Annotated in this window: 19 protein-coding genes; 12 read left to right on the forward strand and 7 right to left on the reverse strand. The window is 63.6% G+C overall.

The window, feature by feature from the left end:
• Nucleotides 1–273: 273 nt before the first annotated feature.
• The 3 genes from F4U95_RS14910 to F4U95_RS14920 form a co-directional block, all read right to left on the reverse strand.
• Nucleotides 274–648, reverse strand: coding sequence for a response regulator (locus tag F4U95_RS14910; RefSeq protein WP_120251150.1), 375 nt, complete (start codon nt 646–648; stop codon nt 274–276).
• Between the two features lie 87 nt (nt 649–735).
• On the reverse strand, nt 736–1,827 hold the full coding sequence (locus tag F4U95_RS14915) for a PAS domain-containing sensor histidine kinase (protein ID WP_197716405.1): 1,092 nt from the start codon (nt 1,825–1,827) through the stop codon (nt 736–738).
• Between the two features lie 34 nt (nt 1,828–1,861).
• Nucleotides 1,862–2,710, reverse strand: a complete 849-nt coding sequence (locus F4U95_RS14920) for an alpha/beta fold hydrolase (RefSeq protein WP_232015750.1) — start codon at nt 2,708–2,710, stop codon at nt 1,862–1,864.
• A gap of 969 nt (nt 2,711–3,679) precedes the next feature.
• Between F4U95_RS14920 and F4U95_RS14925 the strand changes: the two genes are divergently transcribed.
• The 4 genes from F4U95_RS14925 (at nt 3,680) to F4U95_RS25125 (ending at nt 7,404) form a co-directional block, all read left to right on the forward strand.
• A complete protein-coding gene (locus tag F4U95_RS14925; RefSeq protein ID WP_232016083.1) occupies nt 3,680–4,660 on the forward strand; it encodes an ArdC family protein in 981 nt (326 codons plus the stop codon).
• The gene (locus F4U95_RS14930) at nt 4,657–5,091 is read left to right on the forward strand and encodes a DUF2958 domain-containing protein (protein WP_120251152.1); all 435 of its coding nucleotides are present in this window, start codon (nt 4,657–4,659) and stop codon (nt 5,089–5,091) included. The genes F4U95_RS14925 and F4U95_RS14930 overlap by 4 nt, the downstream gene beginning before the upstream one ends.
• A gap of 120 nt (nt 5,092–5,211) precedes the next feature.
• Nucleotides 5,212–7,113: a ParB/RepB/Spo0J family partition protein gene (locus F4U95_RS14935; RefSeq protein ID WP_150411891.1), complete on the forward strand. Its 1,902-nt coding sequence runs from the start codon at nt 5,212–5,214 to the stop codon at nt 7,111–7,113.
• A gap of 108 nt (nt 7,114–7,221) precedes the next feature.
• Entirely contained in the window at nt 7,222–7,404 is a 183-nt protein-coding gene (locus F4U95_RS25125; RefSeq protein WP_232015751.1) for a hypothetical protein, read from the forward strand.
• Nucleotides 7,405–7,595: 191 nt separating this feature from the next.
• Here the strand turns inward: F4U95_RS25125 and F4U95_RS14945 are convergent, their stop codons facing one another.
• A complete protein-coding gene (locus F4U95_RS14945; protein ID WP_120251153.1) occupies nt 7,596–8,117 on the reverse strand; it encodes a thermonuclease family protein in 522 nt (173 codons plus the stop codon).
• Nucleotides 8,118–8,568: 451 nt separating this feature from the next.
• Here F4U95_RS14945 and F4U95_RS14950 point away from each other — a divergent pair, with 451 nt between their 5' ends.
• The 8 genes from F4U95_RS14950 to F4U95_RS14985 all read left to right on the forward strand — a co-directional run bounded on the left by F4U95_RS14950 (nt 8,569) and on the right by F4U95_RS14985 (nt 14,783).
• On the forward strand, nt 8,569–8,889 hold the full coding sequence (locus F4U95_RS14950; RefSeq protein ID WP_120251154.1) for a DUF736 domain-containing protein: 321 nt from the start codon (nt 8,569–8,571) through the stop codon (nt 8,887–8,889).
• Between the two features lie 180 nt (nt 8,890–9,069).
• Nucleotides 9,070–9,294 (forward strand): helix-turn-helix transcriptional regulator, encoded by a 225-nt coding sequence (locus F4U95_RS14955; RefSeq protein ID WP_120252218.1) that lies wholly within the window; start codon nt 9,070–9,072, stop codon nt 9,292–9,294.
• Entirely contained in the window at nt 9,287–9,871 is a 585-nt protein-coding gene (locus F4U95_RS14960) for a S26 family signal peptidase (protein WP_120251155.1), read from the forward strand. The genes F4U95_RS14955 and F4U95_RS14960 overlap by 8 nt, the downstream gene beginning before the upstream one ends.
• A complete protein-coding gene (locus tag F4U95_RS14965) occupies nt 9,859–10,473 on the forward strand; it encodes a lytic transglycosylase domain-containing protein (protein WP_120251156.1) in 615 nt (204 codons plus the stop codon). The genes F4U95_RS14960 and F4U95_RS14965 overlap by 13 nt, the downstream gene beginning before the upstream one ends.
• 319 nt (nt 10,474–10,792) lie before the next feature.
• Nucleotides 10,793–11,152, forward strand: coding sequence for a hypothetical protein (locus tag F4U95_RS14970; RefSeq protein ID WP_120251157.1), 360 nt, complete (start codon nt 10,793–10,795; stop codon nt 11,150–11,152).
• A gap of 341 nt (nt 11,153–11,493) precedes the next feature.
• A complete protein-coding gene (gene rlxS, locus F4U95_RS14975; RefSeq protein ID WP_120251158.1) occupies nt 11,494–13,503 on the forward strand; it encodes a relaxase/mobilization nuclease RlxS in 2,010 nt (669 codons plus the stop codon).
• 304 nt (nt 13,504–13,807) lie between these two features.
• Nucleotides 13,808–14,239, forward strand: coding sequence for a TIR domain-containing protein (locus F4U95_RS14980; protein ID WP_120251159.1), 432 nt, complete (start codon nt 13,808–13,810; stop codon nt 14,237–14,239).
• Between the two features lie 61 nt (nt 14,240–14,300).
• Nucleotides 14,301–14,783 (forward strand): toll/interleukin-1 receptor domain-containing protein, encoded by a 483-nt coding sequence (locus tag F4U95_RS14985; RefSeq protein WP_120251160.1) that lies wholly within the window; start codon nt 14,301–14,303, stop codon nt 14,781–14,783.
• A 6-nt stretch (nt 14,784–14,789) separates the two neighbouring features.
• Here F4U95_RS14985 and F4U95_RS14990 read toward each other — a convergent pair whose 3' ends face one another.
• The 3 genes from F4U95_RS14990 to F4U95_RS15000 form a co-directional block, all read right to left on the reverse strand.
• The gene (locus F4U95_RS14990; RefSeq protein ID WP_145986237.1) at nt 14,790–15,209 is read right to left on the reverse strand and encodes a hypothetical protein; all 420 of its coding nucleotides are present in this window, start codon (nt 15,207–15,209) and stop codon (nt 14,790–14,792) included.
• A gap of 117 nt (nt 15,210–15,326) precedes the next feature.
• Nucleotides 15,327–16,316, reverse strand: coding sequence for a caspase family protein (locus F4U95_RS14995; RefSeq protein ID WP_120251162.1), 990 nt, complete (start codon nt 16,314–16,316; stop codon nt 15,327–15,329).
• A 2-nt stretch (nt 16,317–16,318) separates the two neighbouring features.
• Nucleotides 16,319–16,690, reverse strand: coding sequence for a TIR domain-containing protein (locus tag F4U95_RS15000; protein ID WP_120251163.1), 372 nt, complete (start codon nt 16,688–16,690; stop codon nt 16,319–16,321).
• Between the last annotated feature and the right edge of the window lie 23 nt (nt 16,691–16,713).

Here is a 16,713-nt window from a genome sequence, read left to right on the forward strand (position 1 = left end):
CCGGGTCCATGCGATTGCCGCTTCCTTAGCCAGAAGTTTGCCGCAGCGCAACATTGCGCCTCATTTTGATCGTTTATGATTACCGAATGACTGCTTACGTCGAAATAGGTCGTTCCTCGAATTAGGCCGAAATGGCCGGACGTGGTCGACTGCCGTCGGGAGCGAACGCCGGATCGTGGGACAATTCGGTCATTCTCTTCGCACCTATCGAACGGCTGCGTTCTCCCAATCCGTTCTCTGATGGGCTTGGTTTGACGATGCAAGGAAGCCGAGTCAGACTGCCAGGAGCCCGCGAATTTGCTCGATGAGCACATCCTGTCTCCAAGGCTTGCTAAGAAACTGCCCATCGTCGGGTAGCACGCCTTCTTCCAACTGATGATGCCCCGATGTCAGCAGGAGCTTCACCTGGGGCCACCGCTGATTGACTTGGCGCGCGAGTTCCAGGCCGTCCATGTCACCGGGCATGTCAATGTCCGAGAAAAGCAAATGGACTGAGCCATGCTCGTAAAGTATCGCCAGCGCCTCCTCAGCATCGGCAGCCTCGATCACGTCGAAGCCGTTCTCCTCAAGCATGTCCACGCCATGCATGCGTATCAGCGTGTCGTCTTCCACCACCAATATGGTGGCGATCGGCTCTGATGACGGCATTCCCGGGAATCTCCTTCCGGGGGAGATGCCCGGTCATACCTAACTCATAGAACGCTAGATGTTCACAAATGGCCCTGACCAACGCGACTATTTATTGGCCTGGGCTATTGGCATGGTCAAAATGAAGGTCGTGGCGATCTTGTCAGATCTGGCGACGAGGGTTCCGCCATGCGCCCGCGCGATTTCCGATGCGATATGCAAGCCCAGACCCAGACCGTGCTGCAGGCGTTCGTTTCCGCGAAAAAACGGTTGGAACAACCGTTCGAGCGCTTTGGCTGGGATTGGCTTTCCCCCGTTGGTAACCGCGATCACCAGATCGTGCTCTGTTCTCTTGGCATCCACCTGTACCGGCAAATCCTTCGCGCCATGGGTCAGCGCGTTCCCGAGGAGGTTGGAAAGGAGTTGCCCAATTCGTGTGTGGTCGCAGTCGATCGGCTCATCGATTTCGTAATGCGCCGTAATGGTTCGTCCAGGGGATACGGATCGCAATTCTGATACCACCTGTCGCAGCGCCGGCTCGAGCGGCTTCGAGGATCGAGCCAACGTAATACCTCCACCCAATCGACCACGGGCGAAATCCAGCACGTTATCGATGAGCGCGCTCGCACGGACGACACTGCCCATCATCAGCCCGACGACCTTATTGCCGCGCTCGCTCAGGCTTTCCTTGCCCAGCATGTGCACGCCGCTCGTGATTGAAGCGAGAGGATTGCGAAGGTCATGCCCAAGCACCGCTATGAACTGCTCTCGCAATTCAGAGTCTGCCCGCTCCGATTTGATCGCCTCTTCGGCCTTATCGCGAGCCTCCAGCAGGCCCTTTTCATACATTCGCCGTTCGGCAGCCCTGAATATGGCGAAATGGATTACAGCCGGTCCATCGTCAGACGCCGGCAACAACGCGGCGTTGGCCAGTACCTGGATCTTGCTTCCGTCCCTTCCGACGATGTCGAGAGCTACCTCGCTAAAATTTCCCTGCATGTGAAGCGAAGGCGCAAAATGGGTTTCGTAGAAAATCTTTCCGCCGATTGGCAAAAGGTCAGAGAAGCGCTTGCCGAGAATTTCGTCCCCGACATGGCCAGTCCAAGCGAGAAAGGTCTGGTTGGAACGCACGATCCGACCATCCTTGTCGGCGAGCACGTACCCGCAAGGCGCTTTATCAAAGAGCGTCTCATAATTCATGGCGTCGGACGGCATTGGCATGTGTCGAAGCCGCTCAGACGAAGGCTTTGATCGCCGCGATCGTCTCGACGGGCGAACTGAGGTTTGGGCAATGGCCCGTTGCATTGAGGTGAACCAGTTCGCTGCCTGGGATCGCATTGCGGACATATTCGCCGACGCTGGGCGGTGCGATCACATCGTCACGGCATTGGAGGATCAGCACACGGGCATCGACCTCACCCAGTTCGGCTCGAGTGTCGGAGAGAAAGGTTGTGCGGGCAAACTGCTTTGCGACCTCTGGATCGGTTCGGCAAAAACTGCCGGTCAGTTCCTCGGCCAGTTCGGGGCGCTCAGAATTTCCCATAATGACAGGCGCCATTGCCTGTGACCAACCCATGTGGTTGCTATCAAGGAATTCGAGCAATTCCAGGATCTGGTCCCGACTGAAGCCGCCGACATAATCGGCGTCGTCGATGTAACAGGGCGAGGGTCCGACCAGCACCAGAGCAGAAAACAGTTCCGGGGCTCGTCTCGCTGCTATCAGGCCAATCATCGCGCTGACCGAATGGCCGACGAAAACGCCGTCCCGCACATCCATCGCTCTTCCGAGGGCGACAACGTCATCGGCATATCCGCTGAGAGACGCATATTTTTGGGCGTCGTAGGCGCCCAGATCAGAGCCGCCAGCGCCGATATAATCGAAAAGGATCGTCCGAAAATCCTGCTCGAAAGCCGGGGCAACGTATCGCCACATATTCTGGTCGCAGCCATAGCCGTGTGCGAACATCATCGCGCGTTGACCGACGCCAAGTTCACGGGCGTTCAACTGCTGTTCGATTAAGGATGCGATGGGTGTCGCGTCCCCCGTGTCGATACGCTCAATCTGATGAAGCTCGCCCGCCATTTGTATCGCGCAATCCTTACGAATTCTCAAGACCGCCTAACATATGCCACCGCGACGGACTACCACGATGGAGAGCCAGATTCTTCGAAAGGGCGGTGGCGGGTTCTGTCTTTAGCAGACGTTCAGAAACCACAAGGCGAACGGCGTGAGTTGGTCGTTGCTGCCGAAACGGCAGCCCCGTGAACGACTGATTTCAGGATCGCGGAGAGGGTGTCGGGAGATTCGCAACTGGGTGGGAAGCAGACGCCTCGCGCCGGTGAAGCGGCGCGACCGCGCTCTACGGCTCGAAGCCTGCCTTCTCGCCCCCGAGCCCCGCTGCCGGGTCTCGGCCTGGCGGTAACGATCGGCTGGCGCGGGTCAGCGTCTGCTGACCTGATGGAGCGGGGCTGAGGACGCACACTGACCGGGCGGCTTCGCCTCGCCCGGACAGGGTGCGGTGCCCGATGGCGGCCCCGCAGGCACGCCGGCCTCTTGGTCGGGCGGTACGCCCGGTTTCGCGAGGTCGGCGACATATGTCGCCCTGGCCACGGGGCACCCCGCAAAACAGGACTTTGCTGGGCCCCTTCGCGAAGCCCGACCCTGCACCGCTGATCCGCCCGCATCGGCCGGGGGTCCATCCCTTTGTTGGCGACGGCAACGCCGTCGCGAAGCGCTGCGGTCGCCGCTTGCGCGGCGGCGCTGTTGGTGGCCTCTCCCGGTGGCGCGGGAGTGGGCGGCGCTCCCTGCTAGGCCCGCTCGCGGCCCCGGCAAGCCGGGCTGCGCCCGGCTCCTCCACTGACGTTGCGGCCCTTTGGGTGCCGACGCCGCTCAAGCGGTCCTCTTCGGTTCGCATCTTGCCGCCCACCCCCGCTTCCGGGGAAGGCCATGGTGGTTTTGGGGCGGTGCAGGAGGTGAATGATGCGTGCTCCCACGACTGTCCGCGCGCGCGGCAAGGGCCGGAAACCCAAGGCGTCCAACGGCGGAACCCCCATCGCGGCCAAGGCCCGGACTGAGTCCGAAACGGGGCGCACAAACCTTTATGACGAGGTAACGGCGCGGATCATCGCCGAACTGGAGGCGGGTCGCTTTCCGTGGGTTCAGCCTTGGGGGCATCCCGATGGTGATGGCAGCGCGATCAGTCCCGGCCTGCCGCGCAACGCCCTTACCGCGCGCCGTTACTCTGGCGTGAACGTCCTTATCCTGTGGGGCGCAGTGATCGAGCAAGGCTATCCCTCGCAGGGTTGGCTTACCTTCAAACAGGCGCTTGAGGCAGGCGGCTGCGTCCGCAAGGGCGAGCGCGGCACCACCGTCGTCTATGCCGACCGCTTCACCCCCGAGGCCGAGAAGGCGCGCGCCGTCGAAACCGGCAGCGACGCCAAGTCCATTCCCTTCCTGAAACGCTTCACCGTGTTCAACGTCGCGCAGTGCGAGGGATTGCGCCCCGGCCTCGCGCCCGATCCGGCCCCCTTGCCGGAACGCCAGATCGTGCCCGTCGCCGAGGAAGTGATCGCCGCAAGCGGCATCGAGTTCCGCGTCGGCGGCAATCGCGCCTATTATGTGCCCGCGCAGGACTATGTGCAGGTGCCGCCGCAACCGGCTTTTTTCGAGCAGATCAACTATTACCGGACCTGCCTGCACGAACTTTGTCACGGCAGCGGCCACCCGTCCCGGTTGAACCGCAATCTCGTCACCAGCTTCGGATCGAAGGATTATGCCCGCGAGGAATTGATTGCCGAAATGGGTTCGGCCTTTCTCTGCGCCGCGCTCGGCATCGTCCCAACCGTCCGCCATGCCGATTATCTCGGCAGTTGGCTGGAGGTGCTGCGCGAGGACAATCGCGCGATCTTCCGCGCCGCCAGTGCCGCCAGCAAGGCCGCCGACTGGCTGCTGGCGCGGCACGCCTCCGCCCAAGCCGAGGCAGTCCAAGGCGACTCTTCCCTCGATGACTCTGGCGAACGGAGGGCGGCATGATCCTTCTGACCCCCGAACTTCACGCCGTGCTGCGCGTGAATGCCGCAGCGCACCGTGATGCGATGCAAACCGGCACCCACGAACCGGACCCCGCGCCGGTCGTCAAATTCTTCAACCCGCTGGGCGCGGCGACATGGCTGGCGACCGAGCTGTATGATGATGGCGACACGCTGTTCGGACTGGCCGACCTCGGTTTCGGCTGTCCCGAACTGGGCTGTTTCAGCCTGTCCGAACTGGCGGGCATCCGCCTGTCGTTCGGCTTGCAGATCGAGCGCGATATCGGATTTTCGACGATCGTCAGCCTGTCGGTCTGGGCCGACACCGCGCGCCGCGCCGGTTCGATAAGCCAAGCCCAATCCATCATCTGGCGCATCGAGTCCGCGCCGGTTCCCGAGCTTCCGACCGATCCTAAGCCAGGGAAAGGCGGATGACGCGCGGCGCGTCCCGTCGCAAGCCTCGCCGGGGAGGTCAACGACCCCGGTAACCGGTCCCGACGCGGCGAAACCGCGAATCCCGTGGCGACGGGACCGGCACTCACAAGGAGTAGACCCATGAAACTCGATTTTATCCCGCTCGACAAGCTGGTCGTGAGCAAGGCCAATATGCGTTACAGCAAAAAGGCCCCGGACGTGTCCGACATCCTGCCGACCGTCCGCAGCCGTGGCATCATCCAGCCCGTCATCGTCCGTCCCAATTGCGCGCCCGATGGCTACGAGATCGTCGCCGGAAGCCGCCGCTTCCATGCCGCGAAGATCGTCGCCGAGGAACGGCGGGCGGCGGGCGATATGACGCCAGAGCCCCAAGACTCCATGCTGCCGTGCGCGATTCTCGACGAGGGCGACGACGCCGCTGCCATCGAGGCGTCGATGATCGAGAACATGGCGCGACTCGACCCCGACGAGGTGACGCAATGGGAGACCTTCACGCGCCTCGTCCGCGAAGGCCGCAGGCTTGAAGACATCTCCGCAACGTTCGGATTGCCCGACCTCACCGTCAAGCGCGTGCTGGCGCTCGGCAATCTGCTCCCCGCCATCCGCGACCTCTATCGCAAGGAACAGATCGACGCGGCGACCGTGCGCCATTTGACGATGGCGTCCAAGAGCCAGCAAAAAGCATGGCTGGCACTCGCCGACGACGAGAATGCCTATCTGCCGACCGGCCATCAGTTGAAATCATGGCTGCTGGGCGGGCAGTCGATCCCGGTGAAACATGCGCTGTTCGACGTGGAGGCAAGCGGGCTTGCGACCATCGCCGACCTGTTCGGCGAGGACCGTTATGTCGCCGATCCCGATGCTTTCTGGGCGGCGCAGAATGCGGAGATCGAGGCACGCCGCGCCGCCTATGTCGAGCAAGGCTGGGCCGACGCGATCATCGTGCCGCCCACGACACATTTCTCGACATGGGAATATGAGAAGGCGGGCAAGCGCAAGGGCGGGCGCGTCTATATCGACGTGCGCGCGACCGGCGAGGTGATCGTCCATGAAGGCTATGTGTCGGGCAAGGAAGCCCGCCGGATCACCAAGGCCGAGGGGTCCGAGAACGGGACCGGGAGCAGCCCGAAAGCGGCGCGTCCCGAAATGACATCGACGATGCAGACCTATGTCGATCTGCATCGCCATGCCGCCGTCCGCGCCGCGCTCACCGGCCATCCGACCATCGCGCTGCGCTTGATGGTGGCCCATGCCATCGGCGGATCGCACCTGTGGCGCGTCACGCCCGAGCCGCAGTCAACCCGCAACGACGAGGTGCGCGACAGCCTCGACAACGCACAAGCCGAGGCGGATTTCGACGAGCGCCGCCGCGCGGTGCTGGCGGTTCTCGGCTTCTGTGCCGAGGAACCGACCGTGACCGGGGGCAATGGCGACGCTGCTTGGGAGGCACGTGACTCCCAGCAGGGTGTCGTCGGCATCTTCCAGCGGCTGCTCGACCTTCCCGATGCGGTCGTCATGGAGGTGATCGCCATCGTCATGGGCGAAACGCTGGCGTCCGGCAGCGCCGCCGTAGAGGCGGTGGGCATGGAGATCGGCGTCGATATGGCCCGCTGCTGGCAGGCCGACGACGCTTTCTTCTCGCTTGTCCGCGACCGGGAAGTGCTGACCCGAATCGTCGCCGAGGTGGCGAGCGAAACCGTCGCCAGCGCCAACCGGCAAGAAAAGGCCAAGACCCTGAAACGCATCGTCCGCGATCATCTGGACGGCACCAACGGGCGGGACCGGCGGGAGAATTGGGTGCCGCGCTGGATGGCGTTCCCGCCCGCCGCCTATACGGCGCGCGGCGGCGTCGGCACCGTCGCGGCCCATGCCAAGGCGCAAGCCGCGCGCGAGATCGAGCGGCGGTTGCCGGGCGACGACGAGCCGGACCCGACCGCGCCCGGTGCGGTGATGGCCCTGCCGGTCGAAGGGTGTCCCGTGCCGCCCTTCCACGACGACGAGGCCGACCGCCTCGCCGCCTGATCCTTTGCGGGCGGCGGGAAAACCGCCGCCCGCATCCTTTTCATTCACGAAAATTCGGCCGCGCGCCCTCGCCCTGACGGACTCGGGCGCGCGGGAAAGGAGTCCATCATGGCCGACCGCGTATCCGCGAGCATCACCATCGGCGGCACCCTGCCGCGATCCCTGCTGCCCGACCTTGCCGCTCTCGTTCAGGCAGAGGGACTGTCCACCAAATGGGACGGCGAACCCTTCAGCCTTGCGATGTTTCGCGAGGGCGTGCCGCTCGAACTCATGGCGCATGAAGTGGCCTGAGGCCGGTTCGAGTACCTCGAAAGCTGGTGCGTAGAGCATAGCCTGCCCTTCGCCCGCTGGTCGGGCGCCTATTGCGGTCAATGGGGCGCCGAGCGCGTCGTGTTCACCGGCGCGGGCGAGGTGCAGTGCTATGCCGCCGACGAGGACGACTATATCCTGATCGGCCGTTGCACCGTCGAACGCTTCGGCAGCTACGACGCGATCCTCGCCCACTTCGCGGCGAGAGATTTCGCGGTTCCGCCGCTGCGGCTGATGCCCTGAATATCGGCCGCGCCCCGGCCTGCTAGCGCTGGCCGGGGCGCGGCTATTCCCTTGTCCTCATCAGCGTGCGCGCGCCAGTCAGGCTTATGCTGCCAGCGCACGACGTCGGTCACCACCAGTTCGGACCCGACATCGCGACCGGCCAGCGTCACCCGCGCGACCGTGCGGTTATAGCCGCCCCCCACCCGCATGATGGTAACTGTCCGGCCCTCGAACAGCGTCCGGGCGCGCGCGATCGCGGATCGGCCGAGCGCGATTTCAGCCCTGCATCTGATCTGTCCCGCTTGGGTTTTCGGCGGCGTCGATCCCGGCGATGCGAACGCCAAGCCGCTCTCCCGCCGGAGGGTGTCGCCATCTTGTGCCTGGCCGACGCGCCCCTGGCCCTGCGGTGCAGCGGCAATCCGTAGCAGCGTGGCGCAGCCTGTCGGAAGACGGAGGATGGTCATCGACATGTCGCTCGCCCCTATCGCCTCTTACCCCGGACGCGAAGCTCCGACCGGCCGTCATCGGCCACACCGGCGGTAATGGCGGCAGCGTTACCGTGCGTGCGTTTGGACGGTCGATCCGATGGCGCGGTGGTGCGTCCGTGCAGTCCACGACCAATCCATCGCGAGGGATGAACCGGCGGCATTGTCATCGTTACCACTACCGTGGCCCGCACCGTTTCCGGCTCCTCGGGCGCATGACCTGGGACGGCCGCAGTCCCGCGAAACCATCGCCATGCGGCTTATTTCCCCGCCCGCCGAGGCGGGCTCCTCGCGGTCGCTGCGCTCTCAAATAAGCCTTCGGCTCCGGTCCTCCGCTGCCGCTCCGGCCTGCCGGTTCGCGGTCCTGCTGTGACCGTCCCTCAGGTCCGCCCATCGCCCGGAAACGGTTCGGGGCGACTTTTCAAGGAGACGAACAATGCCAGCCATCGGTTATGTCACCCGCGACGGAAACGGCTTCAAGGGCCAGCTCAAGACGCTCTCGATCCGCACCGACATCGAGATCATTCCCAACACCCGCAAGTCCGGCGACACCCAGCCCGACTATCGTGTGTCGGCAGCAGGCGTCGAGGTCGGAGCGGGATGGATCCGGCGCGGCGAAATGAGCGGCAAGGACTATGTGTCGCTGTCGTTCGCCGCCCCCGAATTCGGCCCGCGCCGGCTCTACGCCAATCTCGGCCGCGCTGCGGGCCAAGACGATGACGACGCCTTCGCGATCATCTGGAACCCGGCCGACTGAGCGAACCGCCCCGCGTCCGCCGAGGGCGCGGGGCATCGCCGCCAGCCCGAAACCCCGGTCCCAAAACAGGGAGGTCGCAATCGCATGGGTCGATTTGCGACCCTGCCGAAGATGGCCGGATCGATCCAATCCGCACCTCTCAGCCGACGCAGGGTGCATCGGCGCAGATGGACCTTCATCATGGACGATACCGCGACACGTGCGCAGGCCGCGCGCGAAACCTGCCCCTTCCTCACCGCCAAGCAGGCGGCCTTTCATCTTGGCCTTGCCTATTCGACGCTCAAGCGCCTGCGCCAGACCGGCAAGGGTCCGAAATGCCGCCTTCATGGCCGCACCTGGCGCTATCATATCGACGATATCGAGACGTGGTCGGCAGCCCGCGCGCGGGGAGGCGACCATGGTTGAGCGCCGGATTCGTGATCGCCCGCTGCCACTCTTCGCGTGGTTGGAGGTCCGGCGCGCCGCCCATGTTCGCCGCCTGCGCCTGCGCCGCCGTGCCGCGCTGATCGCCGCTGGCATCGCCTGCCTCGGCCTCACGGTCGCGCTGCCGCCGGTGCCCCGGCTGGTCTGGAACGCCAGCGCCAGCGCGCCCATCGGACTCTATGCCGTGTCGCCCGGTGCAGCGCTCCAGCGCGGCGACATGGTGATTGCCTGGCCGCCTGCCGAAGCACGGCAATTGGCCGCACGCCGCCACTATCTGCCGTCCAACGTGCCGCTGGTGAAGCGCGTCGTCGGCGTGGCCGGGGATAGAATCTGCGCGGTCGATCGCGTGGTAACGCTGAACGACCGGCCGGTCACCATCCGCCGCGCTACCGATGCGGAAGGGCGGGATTTGCCCGCGTGGCAGGGGTGCATCCGGCTGGGACCGGGAATGGTCTTCCTGCTCATGACCGAGACCCCGAACTCGTTCGATGGGCGCTATTTCGGGGCAACGCTGGCGCAGGATGTCATTGGCAAGGCGACCCCGCTGTGGCTGCGCTGAGGACGCTCACGCTCACCGTCGCGCTGTTCGTCGCGACCCCTGCCGCTGCCGATCCGCTCGATCGCTGGCGGGTGGAGATCGCCGAGGCGTCCGCGCGGTTCGGCGTCCCGGTGGCGTGGATCGAACGGGTCATGCGCGCAGAAAGCGGTGGCCAGACCATGCTTGGCGGGCGACCGATCACATCTCACGCGGGCGCGATGGGCCTGATGCAGCTGATGCCAGCGACGTGGACGGCGATGCGCGCGGCGCACGGCCTGGGCAGCAATCCCCATGATCCGCACGACAATATCCTCGCAGGCACGGCCTATCTGCGCACGATGTATGACCGCTTCGGTTATCCCGGCCTGTTCGCCGCTTACAATGCCGGTCCCGGCCGTTATGCCGCGCATCTTGCATCAGGTCGTGCGTTGCCGGGCGAGACGCGCGCCTATCTCGCACAAGCGTCGGGCACGCCTTCGGGTCCTCCGCAATCCCTTCCGCAAGAGCCGCCACCAGCATTGTTCGTCGTGCTTCGAACCAACAACGCATCCGTCACTCCATCACCATCACGCGCGCCAGACGAGCCGCCAGATACGCTGTTCGCGATCCGCGCACCCCGTTGAGCCAGCATAGGCCGCAGCGTCGAAGGATGTGGGCTGCGACGGCATCGCGCGATCTCGGACGTTGGAGGGGCTCGTCTCGGCAAGGCCCAGCATGACGGGCGGCGAAGCGGCTGTGCAAGGCCGGCGGCCCCTCCAATTTTGCCGTGAAATAGAGCGTGCTTCGCACGCGCTTTTATTTGTTCCTAGCACAACAAAATCGGTTCCTCCGCCGCCGCTGCGCGGCGCTCCGGCTGCGCCTCCGCGGCCCTGACAGCCGCTCCGCCACCCGTCTTCGGAGGTCTGTCCTCAATGAGGAGGATTTCAAGCGAAGGAGGCGATCATGACCATGTTTCAACCCATCGGTGCGGCGTCGGACCGTGTAATTGCAACGCTCGTGGCAGGGCTCGAAATCGAGTTCGGACGGGGCGCAGGCGAGGCGCTGGCACAGCGGTTCCTGGAGGCCGAGAAGAGCGATTTCCTGTGGGACGCGAGGGTGTCGGAACGGTGGCTCGGCGGGTATCAGGCACAGGATGAGGAGGGTTTCGAACTCGATCGGGTGGCGATCATCGGGCGGCTAGATGGCTGCTGGTTCGTCGCGGTGAGCATCGTCGATGGCGATGGCAACGCGCAGGGATTGACGGGGCGGCGCAGCTTCAGGAGCGAACGTCGGGCACGCGAAGCATTCGCTGCCACGCATTGATCAGGGCATCGGAAATGCCGGGACGGGGTGCCGGACAGGCATCGTGTCCCGGCTCTTTTTTGCCTCGGCTCGGGCGACATGGGCGGGTAGCAGGATGGCGAAAATGAGCGATAGGAGCGGTTCAGGCGGGAGGGCGGCGTAAGGCAAGATAAAGCTATGGCACCGGTGCGCCATAAGCCTTTGTCTGCACATCGTTTTTTGGACCTGTGAGCAGCACGGCCCTCGCGGCACCAGTGCCGTTCCGCGCTGAAAGGACGGCAATCAGTCATGTTCGGCGGCACCGGTTTTCATGTCACCCGCTGCGCGGCATGCTGCCCTTCCACGCCCCCGGAATCAGGAAAATGGCCGACGACGACAGCTTTGAGCCGCGCCTTGGGCGCCAGCGCCAGCAGGGCGGTAAGCGCGCCCGGCGCTACCTGGGCCGAGTCCTCGCCGCCGCCAATCTTGCGCGCGGCGGCGCTGCCTCAGGCCTCGCACGAGGGTCGTTCTCGGGCACCCGGATCGGGCGCGGTGCGGGTGTCGGGCGGCTGCTCGCCAGCCGCGGCGGTCATGCGGCGTCGAACGGCCGCCGCGTCATCGTTAAGGCAAGCATCGTCAAGCTCGCCGGCAAGGGCGTATCGGCCGCCGCCGCGCACCTGCGCTATCTCCAGCGCGACGGCACCACGCGCGAGGGCGAACGCAGCACGCTCTATGGGCGCGATTCGGATATCGTCGATGGCAAGGCGTTCGGCGAGCGCGACGTGGGTGATCGCCATCAGTTCCGCTTCATCGTCTCGCCCGAGGACGGCGACCAATATGAGGATCTGAAACCGCTCACCCGCCGGCTCATGGACCGGATGGAAGAGGATCTCGGGACCAGGCTCGACTGGGTCGCGGTCGATCATTTCAACACCGGCCATCCGCACACTCATATCGTCGTGCGCGGCAGGGATGATCGCGGAGCCGATCTCGTCATCGCCCGCGACTATATGACCACGGGCATCCGTGAGCGCGCCGCCGAGTTGGTCGATCTCGATCTTGGCCCGCGCACGGACCGTGAGATCGCGCAGGCGCTGCGCGCTGAAGTCGAGCAGGAGCGCCTGACATCGATCGACCGGGCCTTGCTCAAGGGCGCGGACGCAGAGCGGGTGGTGGCGATCAACGGTAGCGACGCCTTCGACCAGTCCCTGCGCGCCGGCCGGCTGGCGAAGCTCTCACGCCTGGGCCTGGCCGATCCGCTCGGTGCCGGGCGCTTCCGGCTCGCGCCCGACCTTGCAGAGACGCTGCGCGCATTGGGCGAGCGCGGCGACATCATCCGCACGATGCAGCGCGAATTCTCCCGCTCCGCGATTGTCCGGGCGCAAGCCGACCAGGCGATCTACAATCCGGCGGCACCCGATGCCCGCCCGCTGGTCGGCCGCGTGTTGGCGCGGGGACTCGCCGACGAGCATGACGATCGCCATTACGTGATCGTCGATGGCGTCGACGGGCGCAGCCACTATGTGGCAATCGGCAAGCCGGCCCTGAGCTTCGCCGAAGGGGGCACGGAAACCGACGTCAGCTTGCCACCTGGTGCGATTGTGCGGATCGATCCGGTCAGGCCGACAGTACGGGAGGTGGATCGGACCGTCGCCGCAGTCGCCGGCGCCAGCGGTGGACGATACGATGTGGATGCCCATCTTCGCTACGATCCGACCGCCACCCAGGCCTTCGCTGAAACCCATGTCCGGCGGCTCGAGGCGATGCGGCGGATATCGGGCATCGTCGAGCGCGAGCCGTCCGGCCGTTGGATCGTCGCGCCGGACCATCTCGAGCGCGTGGCGGCCCATGAGACAGCGAGGCTACGGGACCGTCCGGTCGCGATCACCATGTTGTCGGCGCAGCCGCTCGATAAACTGGCCGATGTCGACGCCGCGACCTGGATCGACCGCGAGCTTGTCTCGGCCACGCCTGAGCCTGTTCGCGATGCCGGATTCGGCCACGATCTGCGCGACGCCCAGGCGCGTCGGCGGCAGTGGCTGGTGGCGCAGGGATTGGCCGAGGAGACGGGCGGCAGCACGACGTTTCCGAACGGCATGATCGCGGCGCTTCAGCGGCGCGAGTTGCTCCGGGTAGCGGGGCAGCTCGCAGACGAACTTAAAATGCCGTTCCGGGAGGCTGTCGAGGGCGCTCGGATCGAGGGCGTCTACCGCCGCTCGATTGATCTCGTCAGCGGGCGCTTCGCGCTAGTTGAGCGATCACGTGATTTCACGCTGGTGCCGTGGCGCCCGGCGCTGGAGCGGCAGGTCGGCAAATCGGTCTCGGGATTGATGCGCGGCGACGGCATTAGCTGGTCGATCGGGCGCGGTCGCAGTGGACCGAGCATTTCGTAATTGATCGGCATCAGACAGGATCGACCCATTTCGGCCGCTCAGCATCTAATTTTTAATCCCCGAATACTGACGGTCCGCTTTCCCGGCAGGTGTCGACGACGCACACCTTAAAAATGCGTCGTCGACGAGCAACACTGTCAATGGCCGCCTGCTCTTGGAGGGACCATTAGCTACCTATTCAGATCCCTTTCAGGAACCCGCCTCAGACCGGTCTGGTATGGTCAAAAAATTCAGCATCATCGGGCGTTGTTGCTCGCGAACAAATAGAGTACGTACGGGCATATACTCTAGCGGCAAGTTTGAGATGAGCACCCATCAGATCCACGTATTCATCAGCCACTCGTGGGCTTACTCTGGCCATTATGCCACGCTATCCAACTGGATCTTCGAGCAGACCTGGAGGGTGGGTCAAGCGTCGCTCGACCTACGGAACTTCTCAGTCCCGAGCAGCGATCCGATCCTCAATGCCAACACTGACAAGGCTCTGCGCGAGGCGATCCACCGTCAGATTTGCCGGAGTCACGTCATCGTGATCCCGACTGGTATGTACACGCACTACAGCAAGTGGATCGGCAAGGAAATCGACGGCGCAGGCATCTACGGAAAGCCGATCCTCGCGGTAGACCTACGCGGCGCGCAACGGACCGCAAGTGTCGTCGGACAAGCAGCCAGCAAGTGCGTCGCATGGAATTCCAAGTCTGTTGTCGGTGGGATTTGGGATCTTTACTACCGGTGATGCACTAGCTGCAGCCCCGTCGCACTTCAGCGCCTCGAAACGTGAAGCGAGATATATCCCAATGGTGAAAGTGTTCCTCTCCCACCAATCTGCCGACTCGTTGCTCGCAACGCGGATCGAACGCCGTCTCCGTGAACTGCACGGAATTGAATCTTACCTCGACGTCATCGATCCATACATTAGCGGCCGTGGAGAAAATTTGGCCCTCCACATTCAGACCGAGATGGGCAAGTGCACCCAGCTGCTCGCGATCGTTTCCGACACTACGCGCTATTCGCAGTGGGTGCCTTGGGAGATTGGTGTCGCGACTGAAAAGGACTACCCCTTGGCTACCTTCTCGACGGGCTCAAGCTTGCCACCCGAATTCTTACGCAAATGGCCGTATTTACAGAGCGACGCCGATCTGGATGCATACGCTAGACGATCAAAGAACGCTGAGCGGAGTTTTGAGGAAAAGCGCCGCATCGTCACCGCCGGTGTTGCCCGCATCCGCTCGACCAACGAATTCTTTACCGGACTACGCGCTGACCTCGGCCAACGCTGAAGAAAGTCAGCCCGCCAGCCGCCGGACGGTTCGAGAAAAGGGATTCAATTGCAGAACCTGGCGTCCGCATGCGATCGCGTGCGCGACCACGTCGGCTGTCCCACCAAGGCCCGCGGCCGGTTCGCCGTCCCAGACAGCGATCAGCAGATCGCTATCGTCGGCAACGCGGACGCCCGCCGCGAGAAACGCCTCCTGATCCGTTCCCGTTTGCTCCATCATAACGGTGCGGGCGGAGCGGGCGAGCAGATTGCGATAGGCTTCGAGGCCGACACCCTCGAAGCAGCGATCATATCCCTCGAACGGTATGACGGCGGTCAAGGCGATGCCAATCGCGAGTGCTTCTTCGGCGAAGAGTTGATCGGTGCCCACTGCAAGGCAGGTCAGAGCCTGATCGACTGCAGCCGCCTCCTGAAGAATGGCAGCCACTTTGGTTCGGGTCCAAGCCCAATCCAGGCCTTCGCGTGCCTGATGGCCAGTAACACCGATCTTTCCAGTAGTATGCATCGCGACCACCTTAGCCCGACTGCCCCTTTCGCCCAACGATCAGATCTGCTCCTTCACGACCAGGCGACGATAATGCTCGCCGAGAATCGTTAGCCGGCACGATCTGCTCTCGATCGCGGCGTGATACATGTGCTTGGTCCCGACTGGAACGACCAGATTTACACGGTTCAGGTTCTGAAGGATCGCGAGGCGACGCGTGTTCTCTTCGATAGGGTCGACGGTAACGCCTTCGATCGGACGGTCCGGCTCGAAAGTAGGATCCAGATCGAATTCGAAATCAGCAGTCGGGAAGAGCCCAGAGATCGCTCTCAGATCCTCAAGCGAGATCGGCGGCTGCACCTGGCGGAGCGACACGAAGCTGTTGACGTTAGTCCGGAAGATCGGACGCTGACGGCCCCACGAACCGAGCGACTGGTCGATGTGCGCATAAACGCTGCCTGGCGTGATCTCGCCCACCAGATTGGCGGCAGCTCCCTCGAGCGCGTCAACCAACAACGTTGTAAAGACGCCCCCCTCATCCGTTTCGAGGGCATACTGCTTCTCCGATGACGCAGTCAGAATGGTCAATCCGTGGCTCAATTCAGCGAAGCGCGGATCGTTCTCCGCCGTCCCGGCAATTCCCGAATAGCAGCTGTCGAGAAGAATGATTTTGTTCGACACTTTCGAATCGTTTGCGAGCTTGAGAACCTCGCCCATCGGAAGGCCGTCGTCACCGGTCTCCGTGTCCGTCGCGCAGAGATAGCCACCTGTCGCTTCGATGTGACCATGCCCCGCGAAGTACAGCAGGGCGACTTCCTCATCCCCAGAGAAGAGATCACGGATCTCCTCTTTAAGCTGCTTGCGTGTGACGATGTCGTTAGGACCCGTACCAGTCAGAATGTTGGTCTGAAAGTTCTTAGTCTGACCGGCGTCGGTATTGCGGTCAAGGACAGCCTTCACCTTGTGGGCATCGTCTACGCAACCGGAGAGCTGCTCGAGATCCTGATAATAGTCGATGCCAACGACCAGCGCCTTGCGTCCCTTACCCACTTTCAGAGACCGTCGATGAATTCGGCGATCGTGGTCCAGCTCCAAGCCTTCGGTGACAGGCCGACGACGGCGGTGCGGTCGGTCGAATAAGCCCACATCGCGAGAACCGGCACGCCTTCCTCCTTAGCGCACGCGATCTCCCACTTCTGACCAGAGCTGGTCAGCGAGTCCTTGCTGATAAGCGCGATCACGCCGTCAGAGCGCTTGATCCGAGTGCGCACCTTGGTCTTCCACTCCTCGGTGTAGGCCTCTTTCACCGACATATCGATATATTCGAACGGCGAATCCGTATGGAGCGACTGCCCTTTCAGCAGATTGCGCTGGGCTTCGTCTTCGATCGCGAATGCGACGAAGACTACCTTCCTGTCGGCCATTTTAGTTAGTCCCCCAAAGTTCA

The sequence above is a fragment of the Sphingobium limneticum genome (assembly GCF_008710165.1).
Taxonomy (GTDB): Bacteria; Pseudomonadota; Alphaproteobacteria; order Sphingomonadales; family Sphingomonadaceae; genus Sphingobium; species Sphingobium limneticum.

Bases quoted from the DNA above. Each gene is read 5' to 3' on its own strand.
- F4U95_RS14910 (WP_120251150.1), bottom strand. From the start codon at position 648: ATGCCGTCATCAGAGCCGATCGCCACCATATTGGTGGTGGAAGACGAC.
- F4U95_RS14915 (WP_197716405.1), bottom strand. From the start codon at position 1,827: ATGAATTATGAGACGCTCTTTGATAAAGCGCCTTGCGGGTACGTGCTC.
- F4U95_RS14920 (WP_232015750.1), bottom strand. From the start codon at position 2,710: ATGGCGGGCGAGCTTCATCAGATTGAGCGTATCGACACGGGGGACGCG.
- F4U95_RS14930 (WP_120251152.1), top strand. From the start codon at position 4,657: ATGATCCTTCTGACCCCCGAACTTCACGCCGTGCTGCGCGTGAATGCC.
- F4U95_RS14935 (WP_150411891.1), top strand. From the start codon at position 5,212: ATGAAACTCGATTTTATCCCGCTCGACAAGCTGGTCGTGAGCAAGGCC.
- F4U95_RS25125 (WP_232015751.1), top strand. From the start codon at position 7,222: ATGGCCGACCGCGTATCCGCGAGCATCACCATCGGCGGCACCCTGCCG.
- F4U95_RS14945 (WP_120251153.1), bottom strand. From the start codon at position 8,117: ATGTCGATGACCATCCTCCGTCTTCCGACAGGCTGCGCCACGCTGCTA.
- F4U95_RS14950 (WP_120251154.1), top strand. From the start codon at position 8,569: ATGCCAGCCATCGGTTATGTCACCCGCGACGGAAACGGCTTCAAGGGC.
- F4U95_RS14955 (WP_120252218.1), top strand. From the start codon at position 9,070: ATGGACGATACCGCGACACGTGCGCAGGCCGCGCGCGAAACCTGCCCC.
- F4U95_RS14960 (WP_120251155.1), top strand. From the start codon at position 9,287: ATGGTTGAGCGCCGGATTCGTGATCGCCCGCTGCCACTCTTCGCGTGG.
- F4U95_RS14970 (WP_120251157.1), top strand. From the start codon at position 10,793: ATGACCATGTTTCAACCCATCGGTGCGGCGTCGGACCGTGTAATTGCA.
- rlxS (WP_120251158.1), top strand. From the start codon at position 11,494: ATGGCCGACGACGACAGCTTTGAGCCGCGCCTTGGGCGCCAGCGCCAG.
- F4U95_RS14980 (WP_120251159.1), top strand. From the start codon at position 13,808: ATGAGCACCCATCAGATCCACGTATTCATCAGCCACTCGTGGGCTTAC.
- F4U95_RS14985 (WP_120251160.1), top strand. From the start codon at position 14,301: ATGGTGAAAGTGTTCCTCTCCCACCAATCTGCCGACTCGTTGCTCGCA.
- F4U95_RS15000 (WP_120251163.1), bottom strand. From the start codon at position 16,690: ATGGCCGACAGGAAGGTAGTCTTCGTCGCATTCGCGATCGAAGACGAA.